This is a genomic window from Blastococcus sp. SYSU D00922 (assembly GCF_054050495.1).
Genome location: NZ_JBJGZL010000006.1, coordinates 41,498 through 66,202, shown reverse-complemented (window position 1 = coordinate 66,202; position 24,705 = coordinate 41,498). Strand labels below are relative to the sequence as shown.

The 24,705-nt window shown below is 75.0% G+C and carries 23 protein-coding genes; 11 read left to right on the top strand and 12 right to left on the bottom strand.

The window, feature by feature from the left end; translation table 11 throughout:
- Nucleotides 1-6: 6 nt before the first annotated feature.
- The 6 genes from ACI78T_RS10660 to ACI78T_RS10635 all read right to left on the bottom strand — a co-directional run bounded on the left by ACI78T_RS10660 (nt 7) and on the right by ACI78T_RS10635 (nt 6,093).
- On the bottom strand, nt 7-690 hold the full coding sequence (locus tag ACI78T_RS10660) for a glycosyltransferase (protein WP_456558068.1): 684 nt from the start codon (nt 688-690) through the stop codon (nt 7-9).
- Entirely contained in the window at nt 687-1,538 is an 852-nt protein-coding gene (locus ACI78T_RS10655; RefSeq protein ID WP_456558067.1) for an NAD-dependent epimerase/dehydratase family protein, read from the bottom strand. The genes ACI78T_RS10660 and ACI78T_RS10655 overlap by 4 nt, the downstream gene beginning before the upstream one ends.
- Nucleotides 1,535-2,350: an aldolase/citrate lyase family protein gene (locus tag ACI78T_RS10650; RefSeq protein WP_456558066.1), complete on the bottom strand. Its 816-nt coding sequence runs from the start codon at nt 2,348-2,350 to the stop codon at nt 1,535-1,537. The genes ACI78T_RS10655 and ACI78T_RS10650 overlap by 4 nt, the downstream gene beginning before the upstream one ends.
- A gap of 61 nt (nt 2,351-2,411) precedes the next feature.
- Nucleotides 2,412-3,479, bottom strand: a complete 1,068-nt coding sequence (locus ACI78T_RS10645) for an ABC transporter ATP-binding protein (RefSeq protein WP_456558065.1) — start codon at nt 3,477-3,479, stop codon at nt 2,412-2,414.
- Nucleotides 3,476-4,954, bottom strand: coding sequence for an ABC transporter permease (locus ACI78T_RS10640; RefSeq protein ID WP_456558064.1), 1,479 nt, complete (start codon nt 4,952-4,954; stop codon nt 3,476-3,478). The genes ACI78T_RS10645 and ACI78T_RS10640 overlap by 4 nt, the downstream gene beginning before the upstream one ends.
- Nucleotides 4,955-5,082: 128 nt before the next feature.
- Nucleotides 5,083-6,093 carry an iron ABC transporter substrate-binding protein gene (locus ACI78T_RS10635; protein ID WP_456558063.1) on the bottom strand — a complete coding sequence of 337 codons (1,011 nt, stop codon included), beginning with the start codon at nt 6,091-6,093 and terminating at the stop codon, nt 5,083-5,085.
- Between the two features lie 133 nt (nt 6,094-6,226).
- On the opposite strand from ACI78T_RS10635, the gene ACI78T_RS10630 reads away from it, so the two are divergent.
- Complete coding sequence (locus tag ACI78T_RS10630; protein WP_456558062.1) at nt 6,227-6,466, top strand: hypothetical protein; 240 nt, start codon at nt 6,227-6,229, stop codon at nt 6,464-6,466.
- Here the strand turns inward: ACI78T_RS10630 and ACI78T_RS10625 are convergent, their stop codons facing one another.
- The 3 genes from ACI78T_RS10625 to ACI78T_RS10615 are packed head-to-tail and all read right to left on the bottom strand — an operon-like array spanning nt 6,467 to nt 9,019.
- The gene (locus ACI78T_RS10625) at nt 6,467-6,769 is read right to left on the bottom strand and encodes a hypothetical protein (protein ID WP_456558061.1); all 303 of its coding nucleotides are present in this window, start codon (nt 6,767-6,769) and stop codon (nt 6,467-6,469) included.
- Between the two features lie 9 nt (nt 6,770-6,778).
- A complete protein-coding gene (locus ACI78T_RS10620) occupies nt 6,779-8,620 on the bottom strand; it encodes a potassium channel family protein (RefSeq protein WP_456558060.1) in 1,842 nt (613 codons plus the stop codon).
- Between the two features lie 12 nt (nt 8,621-8,632).
- Entirely contained in the window at nt 8,633-9,019 is a 387-nt protein-coding gene (locus ACI78T_RS10615; protein ID WP_456558059.1) for a DUF6394 family protein, read from the bottom strand.
- Nucleotides 9,020-9,167: 148 nt separating this feature from the next.
- Between ACI78T_RS10615 and ACI78T_RS10610 the strand changes: the two genes are divergently transcribed.
- The 6 genes from ACI78T_RS10610 (at nt 9,168) to ACI78T_RS10585 (ending at nt 16,110) form a co-directional block, all read left to right on the top strand.
- Nucleotides 9,168-11,360, top strand: coding sequence for a CocE/NonD family hydrolase (locus ACI78T_RS10610; RefSeq protein WP_456558058.1), 2,193 nt, complete (start codon nt 9,168-9,170; stop codon nt 11,358-11,360).
- Between the two features lie 104 nt (nt 11,361-11,464).
- Nucleotides 11,465-12,670 (top strand): MFS transporter, encoded by a 1,206-nt coding sequence (locus ACI78T_RS10605; RefSeq protein ID WP_456558057.1) that lies wholly within the window; start codon nt 11,465-11,467, stop codon nt 12,668-12,670.
- Between the two features lie 6 nt (nt 12,671-12,676).
- Nucleotides 12,677-13,756, top strand: coding sequence for an FAD-dependent oxidoreductase (locus ACI78T_RS10600; protein ID WP_456558056.1), 1,080 nt, complete (start codon nt 12,677-12,679; stop codon nt 13,754-13,756).
- A 118-nt stretch (nt 13,757-13,874) separates the two neighbouring features.
- The gene (locus ACI78T_RS10595) at nt 13,875-14,807 is read left to right on the top strand and encodes an ABC transporter ATP-binding protein (protein ID WP_456558055.1); all 933 of its coding nucleotides are present in this window, start codon (nt 13,875-13,877) and stop codon (nt 14,805-14,807) included.
- The gene (locus ACI78T_RS10590) at nt 14,804-15,637 is read left to right on the top strand and encodes an ABC transporter permease (protein ID WP_456558054.1); all 834 of its coding nucleotides are present in this window, start codon (nt 14,804-14,806) and stop codon (nt 15,635-15,637) included. Before ACI78T_RS10595 ends, ACI78T_RS10590 begins: the two co-directional genes overlap by 4 nt.
- Before the next feature lie 47 nt (nt 15,638-15,684).
- Complete coding sequence (locus ACI78T_RS10585) at nt 15,685-16,110, top strand: hypothetical protein (RefSeq protein WP_456558053.1); 426 nt, start codon at nt 15,685-15,687, stop codon at nt 16,108-16,110.
- Here the strand turns inward: ACI78T_RS10585 and ACI78T_RS10580 are convergent.
- Complete coding sequence (locus tag ACI78T_RS10580) at nt 16,032-17,201, bottom strand: MFS transporter (RefSeq protein WP_456558052.1); 1,170 nt, start codon at nt 17,199-17,201, stop codon at nt 16,032-16,034. The two genes, ACI78T_RS10585 and ACI78T_RS10580, sit on opposite strands and share 79 nt — an antisense overlap.
- A gap of 43 nt (nt 17,202-17,244) precedes the next feature.
- On the opposite strand from ACI78T_RS10580, the gene ACI78T_RS10575 reads away from it, so the two are divergent.
- Nucleotides 17,245-17,766, top strand: coding sequence for a DUF488 domain-containing protein (locus ACI78T_RS10575; protein ID WP_456558051.1), 522 nt, complete (start codon nt 17,245-17,247; stop codon nt 17,764-17,766).
- A 37-nt stretch (nt 17,767-17,803) separates the two neighbouring features.
- On the opposite strand, the gene pruA is transcribed toward ACI78T_RS10575, so the two are convergent.
- Both pruA and ACI78T_RS10565 read right to left on the bottom strand, forming a co-directional pair.
- Complete coding sequence (pruA, locus tag ACI78T_RS10570) at nt 17,804-19,429, bottom strand: L-glutamate gamma-semialdehyde dehydrogenase (RefSeq protein WP_456558050.1); 1,626 nt, start codon at nt 19,427-19,429, stop codon at nt 17,804-17,806.
- Between the two features lie 56 nt (nt 19,430-19,485).
- A complete protein-coding gene (locus ACI78T_RS10565) occupies nt 19,486-20,415 on the bottom strand; it encodes a proline dehydrogenase family protein (RefSeq protein ID WP_456558049.1) in 930 nt (309 codons plus the stop codon).
- A 152-nt stretch (nt 20,416-20,567) separates the two neighbouring features.
- Here ACI78T_RS10565 and ACI78T_RS10560 point away from each other — a divergent pair, with 152 nt between their 5' ends.
- From ACI78T_RS10560 to ACI78T_RS10550, 3 genes are read left to right on the top strand one after another with little or no spacing between them, the layout of a single operon-like run.
- Entirely contained in the window at nt 20,568-21,698 is a 1,131-nt protein-coding gene (locus ACI78T_RS10560) for a PucR family transcriptional regulator (RefSeq protein ID WP_456558048.1), read from the top strand.
- Between the two features lie 43 nt (nt 21,699-21,741).
- The gene (locus tag ACI78T_RS10555; protein ID WP_456558047.1) at nt 21,742-22,371 is read left to right on the top strand and encodes a biliverdin-producing heme oxygenase; all 630 of its coding nucleotides are present in this window, start codon (nt 21,742-21,744) and stop codon (nt 22,369-22,371) included.
- A complete protein-coding gene (locus ACI78T_RS10550) occupies nt 22,368-24,695 on the top strand; it encodes a SpoIIE family protein phosphatase (RefSeq protein ID WP_456558046.1) in 2,328 nt (775 codons plus the stop codon). The genes ACI78T_RS10555 and ACI78T_RS10550 overlap by 4 nt, the downstream gene beginning before the upstream one ends.
- Nucleotides 24,696-24,705: the final 10 nt, after the last annotated feature.

The window sequence follows — 24,705 nt, the reverse complement described above, 5'->3', positions numbered from 1 at the left end:
ACGGGCTCAGCCGCGGGTGCGAGCGGCCCAGGCGAGCGAACGCGCCGACTGCCGGACGCGCGCGACGGTGGTCCAGGCCGACCTCCCGGACGGCCGGGGATCCCGGTGGACCGGCAGGCTCGCCACCGGGACGCCCGCGCGCGCCACGCCGAGCACCACGCTCGGTGCGTCCTCCGTGGTCATCGCGGTCAGCACCGCGGCGCGCACCCGGGCGTCCATCGCGAAGAACGCCCCGGCATCGGGCGGGAGGCCGGTGAGCCGGGCGGCCACCCGCCGGTGCAGCGTCCCCGTGAGACGGCGGGCCGGGGACTCGTAGGCCCCCCGCCGCCCGGCGAACACCGCGCCGACGTCCCCCGCGGACAGCCGGTCGAGCAGCAGCGGGACCGCCTCCGGCGGGTCCTGGAGGTCGGCGTCCAGGCAGACCCACGCGTCGGCGCCGGCCTCGTCGGCCAGCCCCCGGGCGAGGGCGGCGTGCTGCCCTCCGTTCACGGGCAGGTCGGTGACGGCGATCCGGGGATCGGCGGCGGCCAGCGCGCCGGCGACGGCCGAGCTGTCGTCCGGCGAGGCGTCGACGACCAGCCGCAGCCGCCACGTCCGGTCCGCCAGCGCGGCCGCCAGCCGCTCCGCCAGGGGCCCCAGGGTGGACGCGTTGCCGTACACGGGCACCACGACCGCCACCCGCCGCGTCACGTCGCCGCCCAGGTCCGGGCGAGCCCCTCGGCCAGGTCGACCGAGGGCTCCCACCCGAGCAGCCGCCGGGCGGCGGACGGGTCGGCGACCCAGTCGGCGGTGTCCCAGTCCCGGCCGGGGTGGGCGCCCGCAGCGGTGGCGATCCGCCGGCCGGTCACGCGCTCGGCGGTCGCCACCAGCTCCTCGGTGCTGGTCTGGATCCCCGTGCCGATGTTGAGGACGGTGCCGCCGGGCAGCGTCTCCTCGACCGCCGCGCGCACACAGGCATCCACGACGTCGCCGACCCACACCCAGTCACGGCGGCTGATGCGCGGCGGCAGCGGCACGGTTCCCCCGTGCCGTGCGGCGGCGAGCACGACCGGGACCAACCGCGTGGGGTGGTCACCCGGCCCGTACACCTGGAAGGCGCGCAGCACGGCGGCCCGCACACCGCGCTCGGCCGCCGCCGCCTGCAGCAGCAGCGAGCCGGCGGCCTTGGTGGCCCCGAAGAACCCGCGGGGGCGCAGCGCGGCGTCCTCATCCAGCGGACGTGGTGCGGCGGCGTACTCGGTGGAGGACCCGAGCCGCACGACGGCGTGGCACCGGTCGGGCAGCGCGTCCACCAGCCACGGGCTGGTGTTGACCTGGACGGTCGCGGCCCGCTCGGCTGCCGTGGCCTTGGCCCGGCCCGCCGCCAGGGAGAAGACGACGTCCGGGTCGGCCGCCCGCACGGCCCGGGTCGCGGCCTCCGGATCGGCGAGGTCGACCTCCGCCCGCGTGAGGCCGACGACGTCCCAGCCGTCGGTGCGCAGCCGGGACACCAGGTGCCGGCCGACGAAACCGCCGGCTCCCGTGACCAGGGCCTTCACGCCGGCCGGACCGCCGGCTCCAGGACGCGGGCCGGCGGCACCGCGGCAGCCCCGGTGACCGCCGCGACGAACCGCGCCCGGCGGTCGGCCACCTCGGCGGGGTCCGCATCGCGCATCCGCCCGACGCCGGCCAGCAGGCGGGGCACCTCGGTGAACGGGTCCCGGCCGGCCATGTCCGCGGTGAACGACCGGCGCAGGAAGGTGAAGTCGGCGCCCAGGCGGACCAGTTCCGCCGCCAGCAGCCCCGCGGCCACGGGGAAACCGCGGCCGAGCAGGGTGAGGCCGCCGACGCCGAACGGGACGTCCACCTCGTCGCGCACAGCGTCCACGGTCCCGTCGACGAGCGGCCGGAACAGCTGGTCGGAGCCCCGGTCGATGCGCAGGTCGTTGAGCCCGACGTAGATGCGCGACAGCGGCCGCCGGGCGAACTCCGCGGCGCGGTCGACGGCGTCCTGGGTCTCGATCAGGATCCCGACCCCGCAGCGCCCCGCGACCAGATCGAGCGTGCGGTCGACCTCCTCGGTCGTGCGCACCATCGGCAGCAGCACCTCGTCCGCGCCCAGCGCGACCGCGGCGTCGAGCTCGTCTGCGGTCCACGGACCGAACCCGTTGACCCGGCAGATCAGCCGGCCGTCGGTCGCGGCGCGCATGCGTGCCAGGTCCTCGGGCGTGTCCTCGTTGATCTGGGTGTTCTCCCCCAGCTGCCGACGGGCCTTGCCGCGGCGCTCCCAGTCGACGACGATCCCGGCCGCTCCGGCGGCGACCACGTCGCGCCCCCAGCCGGGGTCGACCGTGAAGAGGAAGAGGTCCACGGCGCGAAGCTTAGGCTGTCCTAACGTCCCCGCTCGACCGGGTCCCGGGACGGCGCGTCGCTCAGAGCGACGGCTGGAGAGGTGCCGCCGCCGGCTCCCCGACCGGGAAGGCCAGCGCGGTGCCGCGCACGACCACCGCCACGTCGTCCCCGACCGCGGGCAGGTCCGAGCCGTCGACCCGCGCGCTGACCGCGCCACCGTCGGGCAGGACCAGCCACACCCGCGAGTCGTGGCCGTAGAAGTCGACGCTGCGCACCCGCGCCACGACCGCGTCGGGCCGGGGCGGGGCCAGCCGGAGCTGTTCCGGGCGGAGCAGCACCCGTGCCCGACCGTCGGGGACGTCGCCGTCGCACCGGACCGCGCCCAGCCCGCACTGCGCGACCCCGGCGTGCACCTCGGCGTCGAGCACGACCGCCTCGCCGACGAAGGTGGCGACGTCGAGGTCGCGGGGGCTGCGGTAGAGCGTGCGGGGGTCGGTGAGCTGCACCAGCCGGCCGCCGCGGAGCACCGCCACCTGGTCGGCCATGGACAGCGCCTCGGCTTGGTCGTGGGTGACCAGCACCGCGGTGGCGCCGGTCGCGGCCAGCGCGGCGGAGACCGCGCTCCGGGTCTCCTCGCGCAGGCCGGCGTCCAGGGACGAGAACGGCTCGTCGAGCAGCACCAGGGACGGCGCCGGGGCCAGCGCGCGGGCCAGCGCCACCCGCTGCTGCTGGCCACCGGAGAGCTGGTGCGGCGGGCGGTCGGCGAGCGCGGCGTCGAGCCCGACGAGCTGCAGCAGCTCGCGCACCCGGGCGCCGTTCCGCCGCTCCCGGCGGGGCAGCCCGAAGCTGATGTTGCCGGCCACGGTCAGGTGCGGGAACAGCCCGCCCTCCTGCGGGACGAAGCCGATGCCGCGCCGGCGCGCGGCGACGCCGCGCCCCTCCCCCGCCACCACCCGGTCGCCGAGGGCCACGGTCCCGGAGTCGGGGTCGTCGAAGCCGGCGATGAGGCGCAGCAGCGTCGTCTTGCCGCAGCCGGAGGGGCCGAGCAACGCCGTGAAGCTGCCCTGCGGCACGTGCAGGTCCACCCCGGTGAGGACCGGGGTGGTGCCGAAGGCCTTGGTCAGCGCCTTCACCGTCAGGGAGCTCATGTGGTCAGACCTCGTCGGGCGTCACGGGACAGCAGGACGGTAGCGGGCGCCGACAGCAGCACCATGATCACCGCGTAGGGAGCGGCCGCGCCGTACTCCAGCGCACTGCTCGCCGACCAGAACGCGGTGGCCAGCGTCGTCGTTCCGGTGGGCGCCAGCAGCAGCGTCGCGGTCAGCTCCGTGACGACGGCCAGGAACACCAGCGCGGCACCGGCGCCGATGCCGGGCGCCAGCAGCGGCAGGGTCACCCGGCGCAGCCGGTCGGGCGCCGACGAGCCCAGGGACGACGCCACGTCGTCGTACAGCGGCGGCGACTGCTCGACCGCCGACCGGACGGTGACGATCGCCCGCGGCAGGAACAGGATCGCGTAAGCGGCCAGCAGCACCGGCACCGTCTGGTAGAGCCAGGGCGTGACCCGGATGCTGAGGGTCACCAGGGCCAGGGCCACGACGATGCCGGGCACCGAGCTGCCGAGGTAGGTGCTGCGCTCGAGCAGGGTCGAGATGCGGCCGCGGGCACGCACGGCGAGCCAGCCGGTCGGCAGCGCCATCGCGACGGTGACGACGGCGGCGGCGCTCGCCAGCGCGAGCGTCGTCCCGGTCGTGGTGGTGAGCGCGGCCCAGTCGACCGACGCGGACGCGCCGGAGGTGAGCCAGTAGCCGAGGCTGGCCAACGGCACGACCACGGCCAGCCCGACCAGCGCGGCGAGGGCCAGCAGCGCCGGCGCGGTCAGGCCGCCCAGGGCCACCGGCCGGACCGGGCGCACGGCGCCACGGCCGGTGCGGGCGTAGCCCCGCCGCCCGCGCAGCCGGATCTCGGCCACCAGCAGCACGAGGCAGAGCACCACGAGGACGCCCGCCAGCATCGTGGCGCCCGGCCCGTTGAACGTGGCCCGGTACTGGTCGTAGATCGCGGTCGTGAAGGTCGGGTAGCGCAGCATCTGCAGGGCGCCGAACTCCGCGAGGAGGTGCAGCGCGACCAGCAGGCCTCCGCCGAGCAGCGCCACGCGCAGCTGCGGCAGCTGCACGCGGCGGAACACCGACCAGCTCGACAGACCCAGCCCGCGGGCGGTCTCCTCCAGCGCCGGGTCGAGCCCGCGGAAGGCCGCGACGACCGGCAGGTAGACGAACGGGAAGTACGAGAGGGTCACGACCAGCAGCGCGCCCCAGTAGGTGTCCAGGCCGGGCAGCAGCGAGATCCAGGCGTAGCTGTTCACGAACGCCGGCACCGCGAGCGGGGCGACCAGCAGCACGTGCCAGATCCGCCGGCCCGGCACCGACGAGCGCTCGACCAGCCAGGCCGCGCCCACGCCCAGCACCGCGCAGCAGAGCACCGTGCCCAGCACCAGCCGGGCGGTGTTCCACAGCAGCTCACCCACCCGCGGCCGGAACACCAGCTCGCGGACGCCGTCCCAGCCCAGGTCGACCGTGTACCAGGCGATGTAGCCCAGCGGCAGCAGCGCCAGGGCAGCCACGCCGACGGCCAGCGCCAGCGTGACCGGCGACCGGCGGAGCCGCCGGGACGGTGACGCGGACGGCCGCGAGCCCCGGGCCGCCGGGACGACCGGCGCCCCGGGGCCCGGGACGGGGAGAGTGGGTGTGGTCAGAGCAGCCCCACTTCCTGCATGAGCTCGGTGACCTGCGGGGCGTTCAGCGAGCCGGGGTCGACGGTGGGCGGCTGCAGGTCGGCCAGCGGCGGCAGCACGCCGGCCGAGGGCACCCCGACGCCCACCGAGTACTCGAGGGCGCTGCTGTCGGCCAGCCGCTCCTGCGCCTCGGGGCTGGTCAGCCACTCGACGAGCCGCTGCGCGTCGTCCTCCTGGTCGGAGGACGCGAGCACCCCGGCGCCGGAGATGCTGACGAACGCGCCCGGGTCCTGGTTGCGGAACCAGTGGAGCCTCGCGTCGTCGCCCACGAGACCGTTCTCGGCCTGGTCGCGGAACCAGTAGTAGTGGTACGTGATGCCGACGGGCACCTCGCCCTCGTCGACGGCCTTCATGACCGCGGTGTTGCTGGCGTAGATCTCGGCGTTGCGCTCCAGCCCGGTGAGCCACTCGCGGGTGGCGTCCTCGCCCTCGAGCGCGAGGACGGCGCTGACGATCGCCTGGAAGTCGGCGCCGCCGGCCGCGATCGCGACCCGGCCCTCCCACTCGGGGGCGGCGAGGTCGAGCATCGACGCCGGCAGCTCCTCCTCGGCGATCTCCGAGGGGTTGTAGATCAGGGCGGTGGAGCGGGCGGCGAAGCCGACCCAGGTGCCCGACCCGGGCCGGTAGGCGGGCTCGACCTGGTCGAGCGTCGCCTGGTCGACCGGGGCGAGCAGGCCCGCCTCGTCGACGACGTCGATCGACGGGCTGTTCTCGGTGAGGAAGACGTCGGCCGGCGAGGCGTCGCCCTCCTGGACGATCTGGTTGGCCAGCTCGGAGTCGTTGGCGTCCCGGAACTCCAGCTCGATGCCGGTCTCCTCGGTGAAGCCCTCGACCATCGTGCGCACCAGGCTCTCGTGCTGGGCGCTGTAGACGGTGAGCACGTCGGTGTCGTCACCGCAGCCGGACAGGGCCAAGCAGGCCATCGTGCTGACGACGACGCCGGCGATCACCCGGGGGTGCCTGGTCAACGAGCTCCTCCTCGGGGTGGATAGGCGAGGCACACCTAACCATGCCACGACCTGCCCGGTCGCCACGGTCCCGCCCGAGCGCGGCCGCCGTGGTGCATGCATCCGGTCGTGCCGTCGCGCGCGAAGACCCGTCGTGGGTTCGCTCTCTCCTCAGCAGCACGAATGGGTCATCCGGCCGCTGATCGACGCCGGGCTGGGCCTGGACCGGATCCGGGACCTGCTGTTCCGCCTGGGTTTCGAGGCGATCGTCAGCGAAGGGCGGGGCACCGCCGCGCAGGTGACGACGATGGTCAGCGCCGAGCCGCCGCACGTGCAGGCCGCCTGGCACGAGGTGATCGGCCGGATGCTCGCCCTCCACCGGACGAACGCCTGACTAGAGCTCGTCCCCCGTCTTCGGGACGAGGCGCAGGTGCGGCCGGGTGGTGATGCTCTCCCGCTCGTCCGGGACCAGCGGCAGCCCGGCGGCCCGGCGGACGCGGTTCTCCGGCACGTCGAGCGCCCGTGCCAGGAACTCGGCGAGCCCCTCGCTGATGAAGCTGGCGCCCCCGCTGCGGGCCATGCGCTTGAGCGTCTCCGGCGGGATGACCCAGCGCGCCATGCGGGCGGCGTCCTCCGGCGTCCGGGCGAGTTCCCAGAGCCGGCGCCGCACGAGGTCCTGCAGGTCCTTCCTGACCATCCCCGCAGGCTAGGCCCGTCGGGCGGGGGCCGCATCCGGTCCGCGGCTCGCCGTCTCCGGCGTCCCCTTCAGCTTCCGCCAGATCCAGCTGGACGGGACGCGCGTCCCCGTCACGAGGTACTCCAGGACCCCGGGAACGAGCAGGATGGTGTCGAGCGCGCGGCGGGCGGCGGCCCAGCCGGCGAGGAGCAGCTCGTCCCCCGGCCGCAGGACGAAGTCGTCGTCGGGCGCCAGCACCACCTGCCGGTCGCGCATGACCAGCAGGACGAACGCGTGCAGCGGTTCCTCCCGGTCCTCGGGGTTGCGCAGCAGCCGGCCGAGGCGGGCGTCGTCGCCGTCGAGCCACCAGCCCAGCGCCGGCGCCTCCTGGGCGGTGAGCCGCACCTTCCACAGCGCCTGGAGGTGGGTGCCGCACAGCCCCTTCAGCCGGTCGACGATGGCTGCGGCCCAGTCGTCGCCCTTGGCCGGCATCTCGCGGAGGAACCGCCAGAGCAACGGTGTGGAGAGCTGGGCGTACACCTCGTGGGCGACCACCTCGGTCGGCACCAGGAGGGCGTCGATCTCCATCGCGGCGAACAGCGGCGCGCTCGCCGCCCGGTTCTGCCGGGCCGCCACGAAGAGGGCCGGGTTGCTCCTGCGGGCGGCGGCGACCAGGGACAGGTTCGTCGTGTCGTTGTTCGTGCCGGCCACCAGCCCGACGGCGCGGTCGAGGTCGGCCTGGGCCAGCACCCACGGGTCGGAGCCGTCGCCGACGAGCAGGTCGGCGTTCTCGACGTCGGTCCGGTCCGACTCGATGACCGTGACCTCGAGCCCCTCGGCGCGCAGGTCGCTGGTCAGCTCCCGGCCCAGCCGGCCGTATCCGCACACGATCCAGCGACCGCTCCGCGGGGGCGAGCCGCGCTCGGGCAGCGCCGCTCCCGGCCCGCTCTCCAGCCAGGTGAGCAGCTGGTAGGACGCCGGTGCCCGCAGCGCCAGGCGCAGGTGGTCGCCGAACCTGTCGAAGGGGTTGACCGTGGCCGGGCTGCCGAACGCCTGCATCCGCTCGGCGATCGTCCGCGACGTCACCCGCGCGATCACGGGCAGGTCGGGGCGCAGCAGCGCGGCGGCCATGACGATCGCGAGGTTGGCCTCCTCGTCGTCGGTGAGGGCGACCACCGCCTCGCAGCAGGCGTGGCCCAGGCCCGCGACGGCCAGGTGCCCCGGGTCCCGGGCGTCGGCGGTGAGACCGGGGACGTCGGCGTGGTAGCTGTCCAGCTCCAGACCGTCGATGCGCTCGTTGTCCCGGTCCAGGACGACGAAGCGCCGGCCGAGCGCGTCGAACGAGTGCCCCAGCAGCTCCCCCGTGCGCCCGTAGCCGGCGATGAGCAGGAACGGCTCGCGCAGCCGGGCGACCTTGCGGCTGAAGTGCTGGAGGGCCAGCGCGGAGCGGAAGGCGCGGTCCTGCAGCAGCGCGAGGAGCGAGCCGATGGCGTAGGCCCAACCGATCACCGTGAGGTAGATCGAGATGGTCACCCACATCCGCTGGTTGTAGGTGAACGGGAACGGGATCTCCCCGAAGCCGATCGTCGTCGCGGTGTAGCTCATGACGTAGAACGCGTCGAAGAAGCCCATCCGCGCCGGGTTGCCGTCGGCGTCCTGACCCGGGATCACGGTCAGGCCGAGCACGCTCACCGAGAAGATGACGATGAGCACGATCAGCGGGGCCCGCATCCGCCGCAGGATGAGGAAGATCGTGGCCGACGCCTGCGCGGCCGAGTGCGCGGCGACCCGGAAGGTGGCCCGGCGGATCCGGCGGTCGTCCTCGTCGGTCGCGAAGATGTTCTTCCAGAACGCGAGCAGTGGGTTGCCCATGGCGGCCTCCGGTCAGCCGCGGTGGAAGGAGACCGTCTCCACGACGAGCAGGACGACGGAGACGATGTTGGCCAGCAGCGCACCGCCCGAGAGCGACACGACGCTCGCCGTCCAGGCCTCGTTCATGCCGGCGCTGGAGACGTAGGTCGCGTAGCCGAACATCAGAGCGGCGCCGATCAGCTGGAGATCGGCCACCAGGCTGGTGGCCAGGTGCACCGCACCGATCTGCGTGCGGTCGCCGAACTTCAGCACCGTCGCGATCAGGTTGACCACCACGGCGGCGAACAGCTCGTAGGGGTTGTGCAGGGTGGGGTCGTCGATGTCGCCGATGAAGAAGCCGAAGTTCAGCGTGGCGGCGAGCAGCACGAAGAAGCCGAAGACCACTTTCTCCAGGTTCACGCGCACCTCCCCGCCGCGGGCCTGAGCCGATCTTGGCGTGCCGGCCGCGGTTCCGCGCCCCGGGAGCGCCTCCTTTTCCGTGACCGAGCGTCACCCCTGGGCGGCTGCGTCGTTCCCTGAGCAACCTGGCCACGTCGCCGAGAGGCTCATGATGACCACCACCGCCGCACCCGGACGCCGCTCCGCCCGGGCCCTGTCGCTCGCGCTGCCCGTCGTCGTCGCCGTCACCGTCGCCTCCCCGGCGACCGCCGCGCCGAAGGACGCCAACCCCGGCAGGGGCCACGGCCAGCAGGCCGCCGCCCGCGCCTCCGCCTTCGACTACACGCAGGTGGAGGGCCTCAGCACCGACCGGTACGGGACGGTGAAGGAGACCCTCGAGCTGCCGATGCACGACGGCACCGAGGTGCACGTCGAGGTGACGCGCCCGGCCGGGGCCGACGGCGCCCCGGAGGCCGGCGAGTTCCCCGTCATCCTGGAGGCCAGCCCGTACCACGGCGCGATGGCCGACCGGGAGGGCATGCGGATCCTCCCGGAGCCGCGCGACGAGGACGGCACCTCCCTCGGGCTGACCGGCTACTTCGTGCCCAAGGGCTACGTCGTCGTGATGATGGACCTGCGCGGCACCGGGCTCAGCGACGGTTGCCTCGACCACCTCGGCCCGAAGGACGCCCAGGACCTCGAGGACGTCGTCGAGTGGGCGGCCGCGCAGCCGTGGTCCAACGGCCGGGTCGGGATGACCGGGCACTCCTACGTCGGTTCCACGCCGTCCCTGGCCGCGGCGATGGACCCGCAGGGCCTCGAGACGATCGTGCCGAGCGCCGGCATGGCGACGATGTACGACCACCAGTTCCAGGCCGGCGTGCCGTACTTCCTGCAGTGGGCCGGCCCGATGTACGCCTACGAGCAGATCGCCCTCGAGCGCGACCTGCCCGGTGGTGAGCACGCCGGCGACAAGCCCGAGCAGACCGGCTGCGGCCTGCCCAACAGCGCCCTGACCGCCGGCGAGGCCCAGCTCTCGGGCCAGTACACCGCCTGGCACGGCGAGCGCGACTGGCGCGCGGGCGCGACCGCCGCCGACATCCCGGTCTTCATGGTCCACGGCGTCAACGACAACGCCGCCCGGGTCGCCGGCATGGACTGGTTCACCCAGCGGGCCGGCCGGGCCGGCGACAAGCTCTGGCTGGGCCAGTGGGACCACGGCTCCGGCTGCTGCCCCACCCGCCGCGGCATCCAGTGGACCTACGCGCTGCACGCCTGGTTCGACCTGCACCTGGCGCAGCGCGACGTCGACACCGGCCCGGCCGTGGAGCTCTTCCTCTCCGACGGGACCTTCGAGGGCGGGCGGACCGGCGACCGGACCCAGGTCATGACGGCGACCCAGTGGCCGCCGGCCGCCGAGACGCTGACGCTGCACCCGTCCGCCGACGGGACGCTGGACCGGCAGCCGTCGGCCCTCCCCGGCTCTGTGAGCTTCACCGGTGACCCGCTCGGTCACACCGATCCCCAGGGCACCGGTGGCGCCGACTTCGTCTCCGAGCCCGTCGCGCAGGACACCGTGCTGGCCGGCAAGCCGCTGATGGACCTCGTCGCGTCCGTGACCGTCCCGCGCGTGCACCTGATCGGCACGCTCTACGACGAGAGCCCGGACGGCGAGCGGCGGCGGATCAGCCAGTTCGCCATCAACCCGGAACTGCGGGTCGGCGTGGCGACGCCCAAGCCGGTGATCCCGGGCCAGCTGATGGAGATGCAGCCACCCGGCTTCGCGATGGCGCACGACCTGCGCGCGGGGCACCGGCTGGCGCTGCGGTTCACCACCTCCGACCCGGACAAGGTGCCGACCTTCGCCGTCGACCCGCGGGTGACGATCGCCACCGGGCCGGGCGGGACCGTCCTGCGGGTGCCGGTGGTCACCTCCCCGGCGCTGGCCGACGACACGGTGCCCTTCGGGTCCGAGGACGGGGAGCCCGCGGTCGGGCCGGCCCAGCCGGGCGGGACGGCGTCGGTGACCCCGGCCCTCGGCGCACCCGAGCGGACGCCGGTCACCGTCGCGTTCCACGAGTTCGACGTGCGGGAGGGGTTCGACAACGCGGCGCTGCTCGTGGGCGCGGTGCCGGCCTCCGCCGCCGACGTCGACCTGTACCTGCAGCGCCTCCAGCCCGACGGGTCCTGGAGCGGCGACCTCACCTCCGGCGGCAGCAGCAGCCTCACGGAGGAGTCGCTGCGGATGACCGATCCGGCGCCGGGCCGGTACCGGCTGGAGGTGCACAACTGGGCCGGTGCGCCGAGCACGCGCATCGACCTGACGCTGACGTTCCTGAACTCGGTGGGTGAGCCGGGGTGATGGGTGCGGCGGGGGTGGTGACCCGCCGGTGAACGCGTCGAGCGCCCCTTCCCCGCACGGGAGGGGGCGCTCGACGCGTCCGGGCGGTGGGTAGCGTCCCGCTGGTGCGGAGGGCGACGGCACGCCGGGACCCCACCCGGCGGCAGCTCGACGCCCTCACGTTCGCCCTGTTCTCGGTCGCCCTGGGCACCAACGTGCCCACTCCCCTGCTGCTGGTCTACCGGGAGACGCTGGGCCTGTCGGCGTCCGACCTGACGGCGATCTTCGGCTGCTATGCCATCGGCCTGATCCTGGCGCTCAGCGTCTCCGGGGCGGCCTCGGACCGGTTCGGCCGCCGGGCGCTGGTCCTCCCGTTCGGCGTCGTCGCCGGGCTCGTGTCGCTGCTGTTCGTCCCCGCCGCGGAGAGCCTCCCGCTGCTCTACGCCGGCCGCTTGCTGCAGGGCGCGGTGTCGGGGGTGGTGTTCTCGGTCGCCAACGCGTGGCTCCAGGAGCTGGCCGGGCCGGACCGCCAGCAGTCGGCGGCGACCCGCGGCGCGGTGTCCACGTCCCTGGGCTTCGCGATCGCGCCGGCCATGAGCGGCGTGCTCGCGCAGTACGGCCCGGCACCGACGACGCTGCCCTACCTCGTGCACGTCGGCGTCCTCGTCGTCGGCCTGGCGGTCCTGCTCCCGGTGCCCGAGACCGTGCACGAACGCCGGCGCGGGCGGCTGATGCACCTCGGCCTGCCGCCGGAGGCGCGTCGCCCGTTCCGGGCGCTGCTCGCCCCCACGGCGCTGGGCATCTTCGCCTTCCCCGCGGTCGCCGCCACGCTGCTGCCGCTGCTCGTCGTCCCCGACGGCGTCGGCGTCGCCTACGCGGGGCTCCTGGGCGGCCTCGCCCTGGGTGCGAGTGCGGTGGCGGCCAGGCTCGGGCGCGGCGTGCGGCAGGGCGCCCCGCTCGGCATGGCGGTCGGCGCGGTCGGCTACGGGCTGGGCGTCCTCGCCGTCGTCCTGCAGTCGGAGGCGCTGCTGCTGCCCGCCGCCGCCCTCCTCGGCGCGGGCGGTGGGTTGTGCCTGACGGCGGGGCTCACGCTCACCGCCCGGCTGGCGCCCCCGACCACCCGCGGCGCCATGAACAGCGCGTTCTACGCCTTCGCCTACCTCGGCTTCGGCACGCCGCTGCTGCTGGCCTCGCTCGGCGAGCTGGTCGGCACCGTCCCGGCCCTCGTCGGGTTCGGCGCCCTCCCCGTCCTGCTGGCGTGGTGGCTGCGGACCGAGCTCCGCCGCCAGGCCGCCGTCCGAGGGGAAGCCCCCGGCACCGGCTCGCGTTGACGGGTCGTGAGCAGGGACGTGGACGTCGTCGTGATCGGCGCGGGTCAGGCGGGGCTCTCGACCGCCTGGGCGCTGGCACGGCAGGGCTTCGAGCCGGACACCGGCTTCGTGGTCCTCGACGCCGACGAGGCTCCCGGCGGCGCCTGGCAGCACCGCTGGCCGTCGCTGACGCTGGGCACCACGCACCGGGTGCACGACCTGCCCGGGATGCGGTTCGAGCCTCCGGCGGACGACGCCCCGGCGGTCGAGTCGGTCCCCGCCTACTTCGCCGAGTACGAGCGCCGCTTCGGCCTGCCGGTGCACCGCCCCGTCCGGGTCCGCGCCGTCCGCCGCACGGACGACGACCGGTTCCGCGTCGAGACCGGCGCCGGTGACTGGACGGCGCGCGCGATCGTCAACGCCACCGGCACCTGGACCCGGCCCTTCGTGCCGCGCTACCCCGGCCAGGAGCTGTTCCGCGGGCGCCAGCTGCACACCGTCGACTACCGCGACGCCGCCGAGTTCGCCGGCCAGCACGTGGTCGTGGTCGGCGGCGGCGCGTCGGCCACCCAGCTGCTCGGCGAGATCTCCCGGGTCGCCACCACCACCTGGGTGACCCGCCGCCCGCCGGTCTGGCGCGAGGGCCCGTTCAGCGAGGACGTCGGCCGCGAGGTGGTCGCGAAGGTCGAGGAGGCCGTGCGCGAGGGCCGCCGCCCGGGCAGCGTCGTCGGCCTCACCGGGCTGCTGGTGTCCACGCCGTACATCGCCGACGGCCTCGAGCGCGGCGTGTTCGAGCGGCTGCCCGTGTTCGACCGCATCACCGAGGACGGCGTGGAGTGGGCGGACGGCCGGTCAATCCGGGCCGACGCCATCCTCTGGGCCACCGGCTTCCGCGCGGAGGTCTCGCACCTCGCCCCGCTGCACCTGCGGGCGCCCGGCGGTGGCATCCGGATGGACGGCACGCACGTGGCCGGCGAGCCGCGGATCCACCTCGTCGGCTACGGCCCCTCGGCGAGCACCATCGGCGCCAACCGGGCCGGTCAGGCGGCCGCCCGCCGGCTGCGCCGCCTGCTGCGCACCCCCGGGGAACTCCCCCGCTCCGCCTGAGTTCCCGGTTCAGGGACCGTTCAGGGTCTGTTCAGGGCTTCCCCCGATGTATTCGAGGGGGCTCGGACGACATCGTTCCTGGCATGACCTCCTCTCTGCCCGGCAGTGGGTCGATCGCATGATCGCCGCCCACGGCCTCACCAAGATCTACGGCGACAAGCCCGCCGTCGACGGGATCACCTTCACCGTCGAGCCCGGCCGGGTCACCGGCTTCCTGGGCCCGAACGGCGCAGGGAAGTCGACGACGATGCGGATGATCCTCGGCCTCGACCGGCCCACCGCGGGCAGCGTCACCGTCAACGGCCGCCGCTACGCCGACTACCCCGCGCCGCTGCGCGAGGTCGGCGCCCTGCTCGAGGCCCGTGCCCTGCACCCGGGCCGGTCGGCCCGCGACCACCTCCGCTGGCTGGCCGCCAGCAACGGCATCCCGCGCGCCCGCGTCGACGAGGTCCTCGGCCTCGTCGGCCTCGAGGCGGTCGCCGACAAGCGGGTGGGCAAGTTCTCGCTCGGCATGGGCCAGCGGCTCGGCATCGCCGTGGCGCTGCTCGGCGACCCGCCCGTCGTCGTCCTCGACGAGCCGGTCAACGGGCTGGACCCCGAGGGCATCCGCTGGGTCCGGAACCTCGCCCGCGAGCTGGCCGGCCAGGGCCGGACCGTGTTCGTGTCCAGCCACCTCATGTCGGAGATGGCGCTGACCGCCGACCACCTGGTGGTCGTCGGCCGCGGCCGGATCCTCGCCGACTGCTCCATGACGGAGTTCATCGCCGACCACGCGGCGTCCTACGTGCGCGTCGCCAGCCCGCAGCGTGCCGAGGTCGCCGACCTGCTGCGCCGCGAGGGCCTCGACGTGGCCGTCCACGACCAGGAGCTGCGCGTCCAGGGCCTCGACGCCGCCGCCGTCGGCGAACTCGTCGGCCGGCACGGCCTGCTCCTCCACGAGCTCACGCTCGTCCGCTCCTCGCTCGAGGACGCCTTCATGACCCTGACCGCCGACAGCGTCGAGTACTCCGCGCAGTCCATGGCCACCACGACCGCCGGGATCCCCGCATGACCACCACCGAGTTCTCCCGCACCGTCGACCTCGACCCGAACCGCGGCGTGCCCGGTGCGCCCCGGCCCGGCTTCGGCGCCACCCTCCGGGCCGAGTGGATCAAGTTCTGGACCGTCCGCTCGACGTTCTGGTCCACCGCCGCCCTCGTCGTCCTGGGCGCGGGCCTGACCACGCTGGTCTGCGCGCTGGCCGCGGAGGACATCGCCAGTGGAGCGGCCGGCGAGTCCCCCGGCTCCTTCGTGACCTGGGGGATGATGATCGCCCAGATCACGGCGGTCGTCCTCGGCGCCATGATCGTGACCGCCGAGTACGGCACCGGCATGATCCGCGCGACCCTGGCCGCGACGCCCCGCCGCGGCGCCGTGCTCGCGGCCAAGGGGCTGGTCCTCGGCTCGACGCTGTTCGTCGTCGGCACGGCGACCGCGTTCGTGGGCTACTTCGCCGGCAACTACTTCCTCGACCGCGAGGGCGTCGGCCTGGCCCTGACCGACGAGGGCGTGCTCCGGTCGCTGTTCGGCAGCGGGCTCTACCTGGCCGGCCTGGGGCTCTTCGCGGCCGCCGTCGGGCTCCTCGTCCGGCACACCGCCGCCGCCCTGTCGACCGTGCTCGGGCTGGTGTTCGTCGTCGGGCAGATGGCCTGGCTGCTGCCGGGCACCTGGGGCGAGTGGGTGGCCAAGGCGATGCCGGGCAACGCCGGGTCCGCCGTGACGACGCCGGTGTCGTTCAACCCCGAGCTGCTCGCGCCCTGGACCGGCTTCGCCGTCTTCGCCGGTGAGGTCGCGCTGCTCATGCTGGTCGGCTACGTGCAGTTCCGCCGTCGCGACGCCTGAGCGCCCCTGCTGTGCCCCGGCCCGAGCGGCCGGGGCACAGTGGTGCGGTGACCACCCCCGATCCGATGGCCGAGGGCGCCCGCCGCGCCGACGAGTTCCTCTCGCTCCTGGGCACCGACGAGCCGGCCGCGCGCGCCCTGCTCGACGGCGTCTCCGAGGTCCGCGAGCTGGTGTTCCTCGGCGCCGGGCTCACCGCGATCGCCCGCGCCGAGTCCCGCTCGCTGCCCCCGGCGCAACGCGCGCAGGCCAACACCCGGCAGCTTCGGCTCGGCCAGCTGCGGGACGCCCACCGCGACGACCCCGAGGGCCTGCGGACCTGGCTGTGGCAGGCCGGCGAGGAGATCGTGCTGCTCCGCTCCCTGCAGGAGATCGCCGACCGGGTGGTCGCCGCGGATCAGGCGTGGACCGCGGCCCGCGCCGCCGCCGAGGCCAACGGCACCGCCGCCGCCAGCGACGCGGCGACCACGACGTAGGTCCAGTCCAGGCCGATCCCGGCGGAGAGGAAGCCCAGGGCCAGCGCACCGGTCGCTGTGCCGGCATCGAACGAGGCGTTCCACATCGCGCTGGCCGTCGTCGTGCCGCCCTCCCCGGCGCGGGCGAACGCGGAGACCAGGGTGAGGTTCTGCGCGGCGCCGAACCCGGCACCGAACACGGCCGCGCCGGCGAGCACCCAGCCCGCCCCGGCGTCCAGACCCAGCCCGGTCACCGCCAGCCCCACCGCCGCCACGCCGAGCGCGAGCGGGAGCAGCAGCCCCGTCCCCAGCCGGTCGGAGAGCGCCCCCGCCCGCCAGCGGGTGAGGGCGCCGGTGATGCCGAAGACGAGCAGGGCCGCCGTGGCCAGGACGCCGTCCGGGCGCTCGATCGGCAGGAAGGTGACCAGCCCACCGCCGGCCAGGGTGACCAGGAAGAGCACCACCGACGGCAGCAGGGCCGCGCGGATCGCGGCGCGGTGGGAGGCCGCGGCCCCCGGTCCGGGCTCCGGCGCCACCGACCGGACCAGCAGCGGCACGAGCGCGACGCCGAGCACCGGCGAGGCCGCGAGCCAGGACAGCCAGCCGACGTGGCCGTCGAGCACGAGGGCCACCCCGGCCGGGACGGCGACCAGGTTCGGGATGGCGATGGCCAGGCCGTACAGGCCGACCGACTCCCCGCGGCGTCCCGGCGGCGCCACCCGCGCGGCCAGCGTCGCGCCGAGCACGGTGAGGACGGCGAACCCGGCACCGCGGACCGCTGACAGCGCGCAGATCCAGGCCAGGCCGTCGTCCAGGACGTAGAGGGGCGACGGGACGCCCATGGCCACCAGGCCCGCGACCAGCACCGGGCCGACGCCGAACCGGGCGGTCAGCGCCGGGATCGCCGCCTGGAACGCGATGGTGACCACCAGGAAGACGGCGGTCACGACGCCCGCGGCGCTCTCGTCGGCGCCGCCGGCGACCGCGTACACGGGCAGCGACGCCAGCGTCAGGCAGTAGCTGGCGAACCCCAGCACGGTGACCCCGATCAGGGCCTGCATGCCCCGGGAGCGCCACAGCGCCGTCCCGACCTCCGACGTCCCCCTGCTCACCGGTCGAGCATGCCAAAGGACCTCGGTCGGGTAGGCAGGACGCATGCCGCTGCTCACCGTGGGTCACGGGCCCCAGGACCGGGAGGCCCTCGGCGCGCTGCTGACGGGTGCCGGGGTCGAGCAGCTGGTCGACGTCCGCCGGTTCCCGGGCAGCCGCACCAACCCCGACGTCTCGCGGGACGCCCTGGAGGACTGGCTGCCGGCCGCGGGCGTCACCTACCGGTGGGAGGAACGGCTCGGCGGCCGGCGCCGGCTGGACCCCGACCGGCCGGTGGAGGACGGCTGGTGGACCGTCGCCCAGTTCGCCGCGTACGCCGCCCACACGCGGACGCCGGAGTTCGGCGCCGCCCTCGACGAGGTGCTCGCCGCGGCGGAGCGGGCGACCGTCGCGGTGATGTGCAGCGAGACCGTCTGGTGGCGCTGCCACCGCCGGCTGATCGCCGACGTCGCCGTCCTGGCCCGGGGCGTGCCGGTGCGGCACCTCATGCCGGGCGGCCGGCTCTCGGCGCACCGCCCGTCGCAGGGCGCGGTCCTGACCGCCGGCACCCTCCGCTGGCCGGCCTGAGGGGGGCCATCGTGGCCACGATGGCCCCCCGGACGCGTCAGGCCATGTGCGGGTAGGTGTGGTCGGTCGCGGGGACGAACGTCTCCTTGATCGACCGGGTGCTCGTCCACCGCTGCAGGTTCTGCGGGGCGCCGGCCTTGTCGTTCGTGCCGGACGCCCGGCCCCCGCCGAACGGCTGCTGACCGACGACGGCGCCGGTCGGCTTGTCGTTGACGTAGAAGTTGCCGGCCGCGTTGCGCAGGAACCGCTGCGCGTGCGCGATCGCGGCCCGGTCCTGCGCGATGACCGAACCGGTGAGCGCGTACGGCGCGACCGACTCCATCTGGGTCAGCACCGCGTCGTAGTCGGCGTCGTCGTAGACGTGCACCGCCAGCACCGGGCCGAAGTACTCGGTGGTGAAGACGTCGTGGTCGGGGTCGGTGCCCTCGATGATCGTGGGCCGCACGAAGAAGCCCTCGCTGTCGTCGGCGGTGCCACCGGCGATCACTGTCAGCGCGTCGTCGTCCTTCGCCCGGTCCAGGACGCCGGAGAGCTTCGAGAACGACTTCCGGTCGATGACCGCGCCCATGAAGTTGGAGAAGTCGGTGACGTCGCCCATCGCCAGCGACTCGGTGGTCGCGACCAGGTCGTCCTTCAGCCGGGTCCAGACGCTGCGCGGCACGTAGGCGCGGGAGGCCGCCGAGCACTTCTGGCCCTGGAACTCGAAGGCGCCCCGGACCAGCGCGGTCCGCAGCGCGTCGACGTCGGCGGAGGCGTGCGCGACGACGAAGTCCTTGCCGCCGGTCTCGCCGACGATCCGCGGGTAGCCCCGGTAGTTCGCGATGTTCTGGCCGACGGTGCGCCACAGGTGCTGGAAGACCGGCGTCGACCCGGTGAAGTGGATGCCGGCCAGGTCGCGGTCGGCCAGCGCCACCTCCGACACCGGGATGCCGTCGCCCGTGACCAGGTTGATGACGCCGTCCGGCAGCCCGGCGGCCTCGAGCAGCCGCATGGTGAGGTGCGCGGCGAACTGCTGCGTCGGCGAGGGCTTCCAGACGACGGTGTTGCCCATCAGCGCGGGGGCGGTCGGCAGGTTGCCGGCGATCGCGGTGAAGTTGAACGGCGTGATCGCGTAGACGAAGCCCTCGAGCGGGCGGTGGTCGACGCGGTTCCAGACGCCGGGCGAGGACTCCGGCTGCTCGGCCATGATCTGCCGCGCGAAGTGCACGTTGAAGCGCCAGAAGTCGATCAGCTCGCAGGCCGCGTCGATCTCGGCCTGGTAGGCGGTCTTGCTCTGCCCCAGCATGGTGGCGGCGTTGAGCGCCTGCCGCCACGGGCCGGCCAGCAGGTCCGCGGCCTTGAGGAACACCGCGGCGCGGTCGTCGAAGGACAGCTCCTGCCAGGCCGGTGCCGCCTCCTTCGCCGCCCGGACGGCATCCTGCGCGTCGGCGTGCGTCGCCTGGGCGGAGGTGCCGAGGACGGCGGCGTGCCGGTGCGGCTGGACGACCTCGAAGGTCTCGCCGGCGGCCATCCGCTGGCGGCCGCCGATGGTGCTGGTCAGCTCGAGCGGCTCGGCGGCCAGCGCCTTGAGGCGGGTCTCCAGCTCGGCGCGCTCGGCCGAGCCGGGGGCGTAGGTGAGGACCGGCTCGTTGCGCGGGGCCGGGACACGGGTGACGGCGTCCATGGACGGGGCCTTCCGGTGAGGAAGGGCCAAAGTGGCCACTTTGGCCCTGGAGGGGGTCAGGACTTGGTGAGCAGCGAGCGGAGGAAGAAGCCGACGTTCGCGGGGCGCTCGGCGAGCCGGCGCATGAAGTACGCGTACCAGTCGACGCCGTACGGGACGTAGGCCCGCACACGGGTGCCGGCGGCGGCGAGGCGGCGCTGCTCGTCGGGCCGGATGCCGTAGAGCATCTGCACCTCCCACGAGTCGGGAGCCCGCCCGTGCTGGGCGGCCAGCTCGTGCGCCCGCGCGACCATCGCCGGGTCGTGCGAGCCGACCATCGGGTAGCCGGGGCCGGCCATGAGGATCTCCAGGCACCGCGCGTACGCGGCGTCGACGTCCTTCTTCTTCTGGTGCGCGACGGACGCCGGCTCGTTGTAGGCGCCCTTGACCAGCCGCACCCGCGAGCCGGTGACGGCGAGGGCCTTGGCGTCCTCCTCGGTGCGGAAGAGCATCGCCTGGAGGACGGCGCCGGTGCCCGGGTGCTCCTTGCGCAGCTCGGCGAGCGCGGCGAGCGTCGAGTCGACGGTGCGGTGGTCCTCCATGTCGAGGGTGACCGTCGTGCCGATCGCCGTCGCGGCCTCCACGACCGGGCGCACCAGCTCGAGGGCGGTCTCGTGGCCGTCGGGCAGCGCCTGGCCGAAGGCCGACAGCTTCACCGAGACCTCCGCGCCACCGCCCAGGCCCAGGGCGCGCAGCCCGTCGAGCAGCGCGAGGTAGGCGTCGCGCGAGTGCTCGGCCTCGGCGCGGGTGGTGATGTCCTCGCCCAGGTGGTCGAGCGTCACCTGGATGCCGTCGCCGTCCAGCGCCCGGACGACGGCGAGCGCCTCGTCGAGGGTCTCCCCGGCGACGAACCGCTCGACCACGCGACGGGTGGCGGGGTTGCCGGTGACCGCCCGTCGCAGACCGGGGCGGCGGGACGCGGCGAGCAGTGCCTTCTGCAGGACCACGGGGCCTCCAGTTCCAGGTACTCGGACACCGCCGACGGTAGGCATCACCACCCCTTCGAGCCAGGGACAGATGTCCAGAACCACCGCCCGTGCTCTCATACAGATGTATAGGGCCTGTGTGGCCACAAAGGCCCCGGGGAGGGTGGTGAGCGGTGCGGGACGACCTGCAGGAGCTGGTCGACGAGGTGTCGCGGCTGCTGGCCGCGCCGGCCACGCTCGAGGACGCCGAGTTCACGCTGCTCGCCTTCTGCGCGCACGACGACAGCCAGGACGCCGCGATGGACGCCGTCCGCACCCGCTCGATCCTGACCCGCGGCTCCCCCGCACCCACCCGCGCCTGGTTCGAGGAGTTCGGCATCGCCTCCGCCGAGGGGCCGCTGCGCACGCCCGCCGACCCGGAGGCCGGGATCCTCACCCGGCTGGTCATCCCGGTGCGGCACGAGGGCCGCACCCGCGGCTACCTGTGGCTGCTCGACGGCGGTCGCATCGACCCGTCGGACGCCGGCGACCCGGCGCTCGCGGCCGCGGTGGACCTCGCGGCGGACGCCGGGCGGCTGCTCGCCGAGCGCAGCGGCGGTGACGACCTGGGCCGCACCCTCGCCTCCGCCCTCACCGGGAGCGCGACGGCGCGGGCACAGGCGACCCGGGCCCTCGCCGCGGCCCTCGACGACGGGCTGCCCCTCGTGCTCGTCGCGCTGGTGCCCGGCCCCGACGGCCTGCCCGACCGCTGGCGACGGCCCGGTGCCGGTGCCGTCGCGACGGTCCTCGACGACCCCGCCGGCCCGGTCGCCGCCGTGCTGGTCCCGCTGAGCCGGACCGGGGACCTCCGCCCGGCCGGGGCGCTGGCCGCCGCCTCCCTCGCCGGCCTGCCGCGCGGCAGCGCCGCCGGCGTCTCGCAGGCCCGGACCGGCGTGGGCGACCTGCCCGCGCAGTGGACGGAGGCGCGGGCCGCCGCGCGCGTGGCCGCCGCGGTCCCCGGCCTGTCCCCCGTCGCCCACTGGGCCGAGCTCGGCGCGTGGCGCCCGGTCACCGCCCTCCCCGGGCCCGACCCCGCCGTCGTCCCGCTGCTGGCCGATCCGGTGCTCGCCGAGACGGCCGAGGTGTTCCTCGACTCCGGCGGCAGCGCCTCGCGGGCGGCCACCGCCCTGCAGGTGCACCGGCAGACGCTGTACTACCGGCTCTCCCGCGTGGAGGCGCTCACCGGCCTGGACCTGGCCGACGGCGACGCCCGCCTCCTGCTGCACACGTCGCTGCGTGCCGCACGTCTCAGCGGGCGTCCTTGACCGATCCCGCAGGTCCGGCGCGAGTCGCTTACGCTCGGCAGTGATGGCTGCGGACGACGGAATGGCGCACGCCCGGAACCGCAGCGGGGACGACGACGTCCTGCGGAGGCTGCGCACCGGCACCGCCGAGGAGCACGAGGACGTCGAGCGCACCCTCGACCTGCTCGACCCCGACCTGGCACGGAACCGGCTCGCCGCGGTCCTCGACCGCATGCACGGGTTCTGGCTGGCCTCCGAGGCCGGCCTCGACGCATGGGCCGGCACGCACCCGGCGGACGCGGCGGCCCTCGATTGGCCCCGGCGCCGCCGGGCGGCGATGTTCGCCGAGGACCTGCGCGCCCTGGACGCCGCCCCGTCGTCCGGCGGCCCGACGCTGCCGCCCCTGGCCGGCACGGACGAGGCCCTGGGCAGGCTCTACGTCCTGGAGGGCTCCACGCTCGGCGGCACCTTCATCGACCGGCACCTCGCCTCGCTGCCGCACCTCGCCGACGTCCGCGTCCGCGCCTTCTCCCCCTACGGCGGCGAGACCGGCGCGATGTGGGCCGCCTTCCGCCGGGTGACCCGCGAGCGGGTCGCCGCCGGCGGCAGCCCGGACACGATGGTCGACTCGGCGCGCGCGACCTTCCGTGCCCTCGCCGCCTGGTGCCGGCCGGTCGCCGCGGTGCCGGCGTGACCGACAGCGCCGTGGAGCCGATCGACTTCCTGGCCCCCGGCACCCCGGTCGACCTCAGCAACTGCGAGCGCGAACCGATCCACGTCCCGGGCAGCATCCAGCCGCGGGGCGTGCTGCTGGTCGTCAGCGACCCCGACCACGTCGTGCAGCAGGTGTCGGAGAACCTCGCCGACCTGACCGGCGTCGACTGGCGCGCGGCCCTGGGCCGTCCCCTCGCCGACGTCCTGGGTGTCGTGCCGGCCGGGGCGGTCCTGCGGTCGGCCAGCGCCTTCGGCGACCTGCGGGAACGCAACCCGGTGGAGATCACCCTCGACGTCGACGGGGATCCCGTCCCGGTCGACGCGATCCTGCACCGCGTCGTCCTGCGCTCGTCCGCCGAGCAGCGGCCGACGGGCGACCCCCCGCTGGCCGGCCTGCTCGTCGAGCTGGAGCCCGCCCGCGGCCCGCGGCCGTTCTCCTTCCCGAACACCTACCAGGCGGTCCGGGGCACGATCGGCGAGCTCAACCGGGCGTCGTCGCTGCAGGAGCTCTACGACATCACGGCCCAGGCGGTGCGGACGCTCACCGGGTTCGACCGCGTGATGGTCTACCGCTACGACGCCGACTACAACGGCGAGGTCGTCGCCGAGGCCAAGCTCGACGAGCTCAACTCCTTCCTCGGCCTGCACTACCCCGCCTCGGACATCCCCGCCCAGGCGCGGGCGCTGTACGAGAAGAACTGGATCCGGCTGATCTCCGACGTCGGCTACGTCCCGTCGCGGCTGCTGCCGACCGACCACCCCGCCACCGGCCGGCCGCTGGACCTCACCTACTCGACGCTGCGCAGCGTCTCCCCGATCCACGTCGAGTACCTGAAGAACATGGGCGTCGAGGCGTCGATGTCCATCTCGCTGCTGCGCGACGACAAGCTGTGGGGACTCATCGCCTGCCACCACTACAGCGGCCCGCACGCCCCGCCCTTCGCCACCCGCGCCGCCGCCGAGTTCCTCGGCTCCACGCTGTCGCTGCGCCTGGTGGACCGGGCCGAGGAGGACGAGGTCCACCGCGCGCTGCAGGTCCGCTCGACCCTGGCCTGGCTGACCGCCGCCACCCTCGACGAGGAACGCCCGCTGGCCGAGGCGCTGCTCGGTACGCCGAGCCTGCTCGACCTCGTGCCGGCCGACGGCGTGGCGGTGCGCCTCCAGGGGCACACCGCCGCCGGCGGCGCCGCGATCCCGCCGGACGTCGTCGAGGCCGTCGCCGCCTGGGCGGCCGGGCGGGACGACGACGTCGTGGCCACCGACTCGCTGCCGCACACCGCGCCCGATCTCCTCACGCCGGTCGAGGTGGCCTGCGGCGTCCTCGCCCTCCCGCTGCCCGCGGGCCAGTACCTCCTGTGGTTCCGCGGCGAGCAGGTGCACCACATCGACTGGGGCGGCGACCCGCACAACAAGGCGATCGCCGAGCGCGAGGGCGACGAGGTCCGGCTCAGCCCCCGGAAGTCCTTCGAGCGCTGGCGGCAGACGGTGCGCGACAGGTCGCAGCCGTGGACGGCGACGCAGCTGGCCGTCGCCACCGAGCTGCGCACGCACCTGCTCGAGGCGCTCTACGCCCGCTCGCGCCGGGTGGCGCAGGCGGCCGAGACCCTGCAGCGCAGCCTGCTGTCGGACCCGCCGGAGCCCGACGACCTCGAGGTGGCCGTGCGCTACGTGCCCGCGGCCCGGGAGTCGCAGGTCGGCGGCGACTGGTACGACGTGTTCCAGCAGCCCGACGGCTCGACCATCCTCGTGATCGGTGACGTCGTCGGTCACGACACCGAGGCGGCGGCCAGCATGGGGCAGCTGCGCGGGCTGCTCCGGGGCATCGCCTACGCCAGCGCCGACGGGCCGGCCGCCGTGCTGTCCCGGCTGGACTCCGCCGTCGAGGGCCTGGGGCTCGGCACCATGGCCACCGTGCTCGTGGGCCGGCTGGAGCACGGCGACGGCGGTGCCCGGCTGCGCTGGGCGAGCGCCGGCCACCTGCCCCCGCTGCTCACCGGGCCGGACGGCCGGCCGCAGCTGCTCACCGGCGGACGCCCGGGGCTGCTGCTCGGCGTCGACCCGTCGACCCCCCGTACCGACCACGTGTCGCCCGTCGAGCCGGGCAGCACGCTGCTGCTCTACACCGACGGGCTCGTCGAGCGGCGCGACCAGGTCTTCGACGACGGAGTCGAGGTGCTGGGCCGGGAGCTCACCGCGCTGCGCGACCGGCCGGTCGAGCAGCTGTGCGACGAGCTGCTCGACCGGCTGCTGCCCGAGCGCGCCGAGGACGACGTCGCCCTCGTCGCGGTGCGGCTGCGCGGGTAGGACCCGCCGG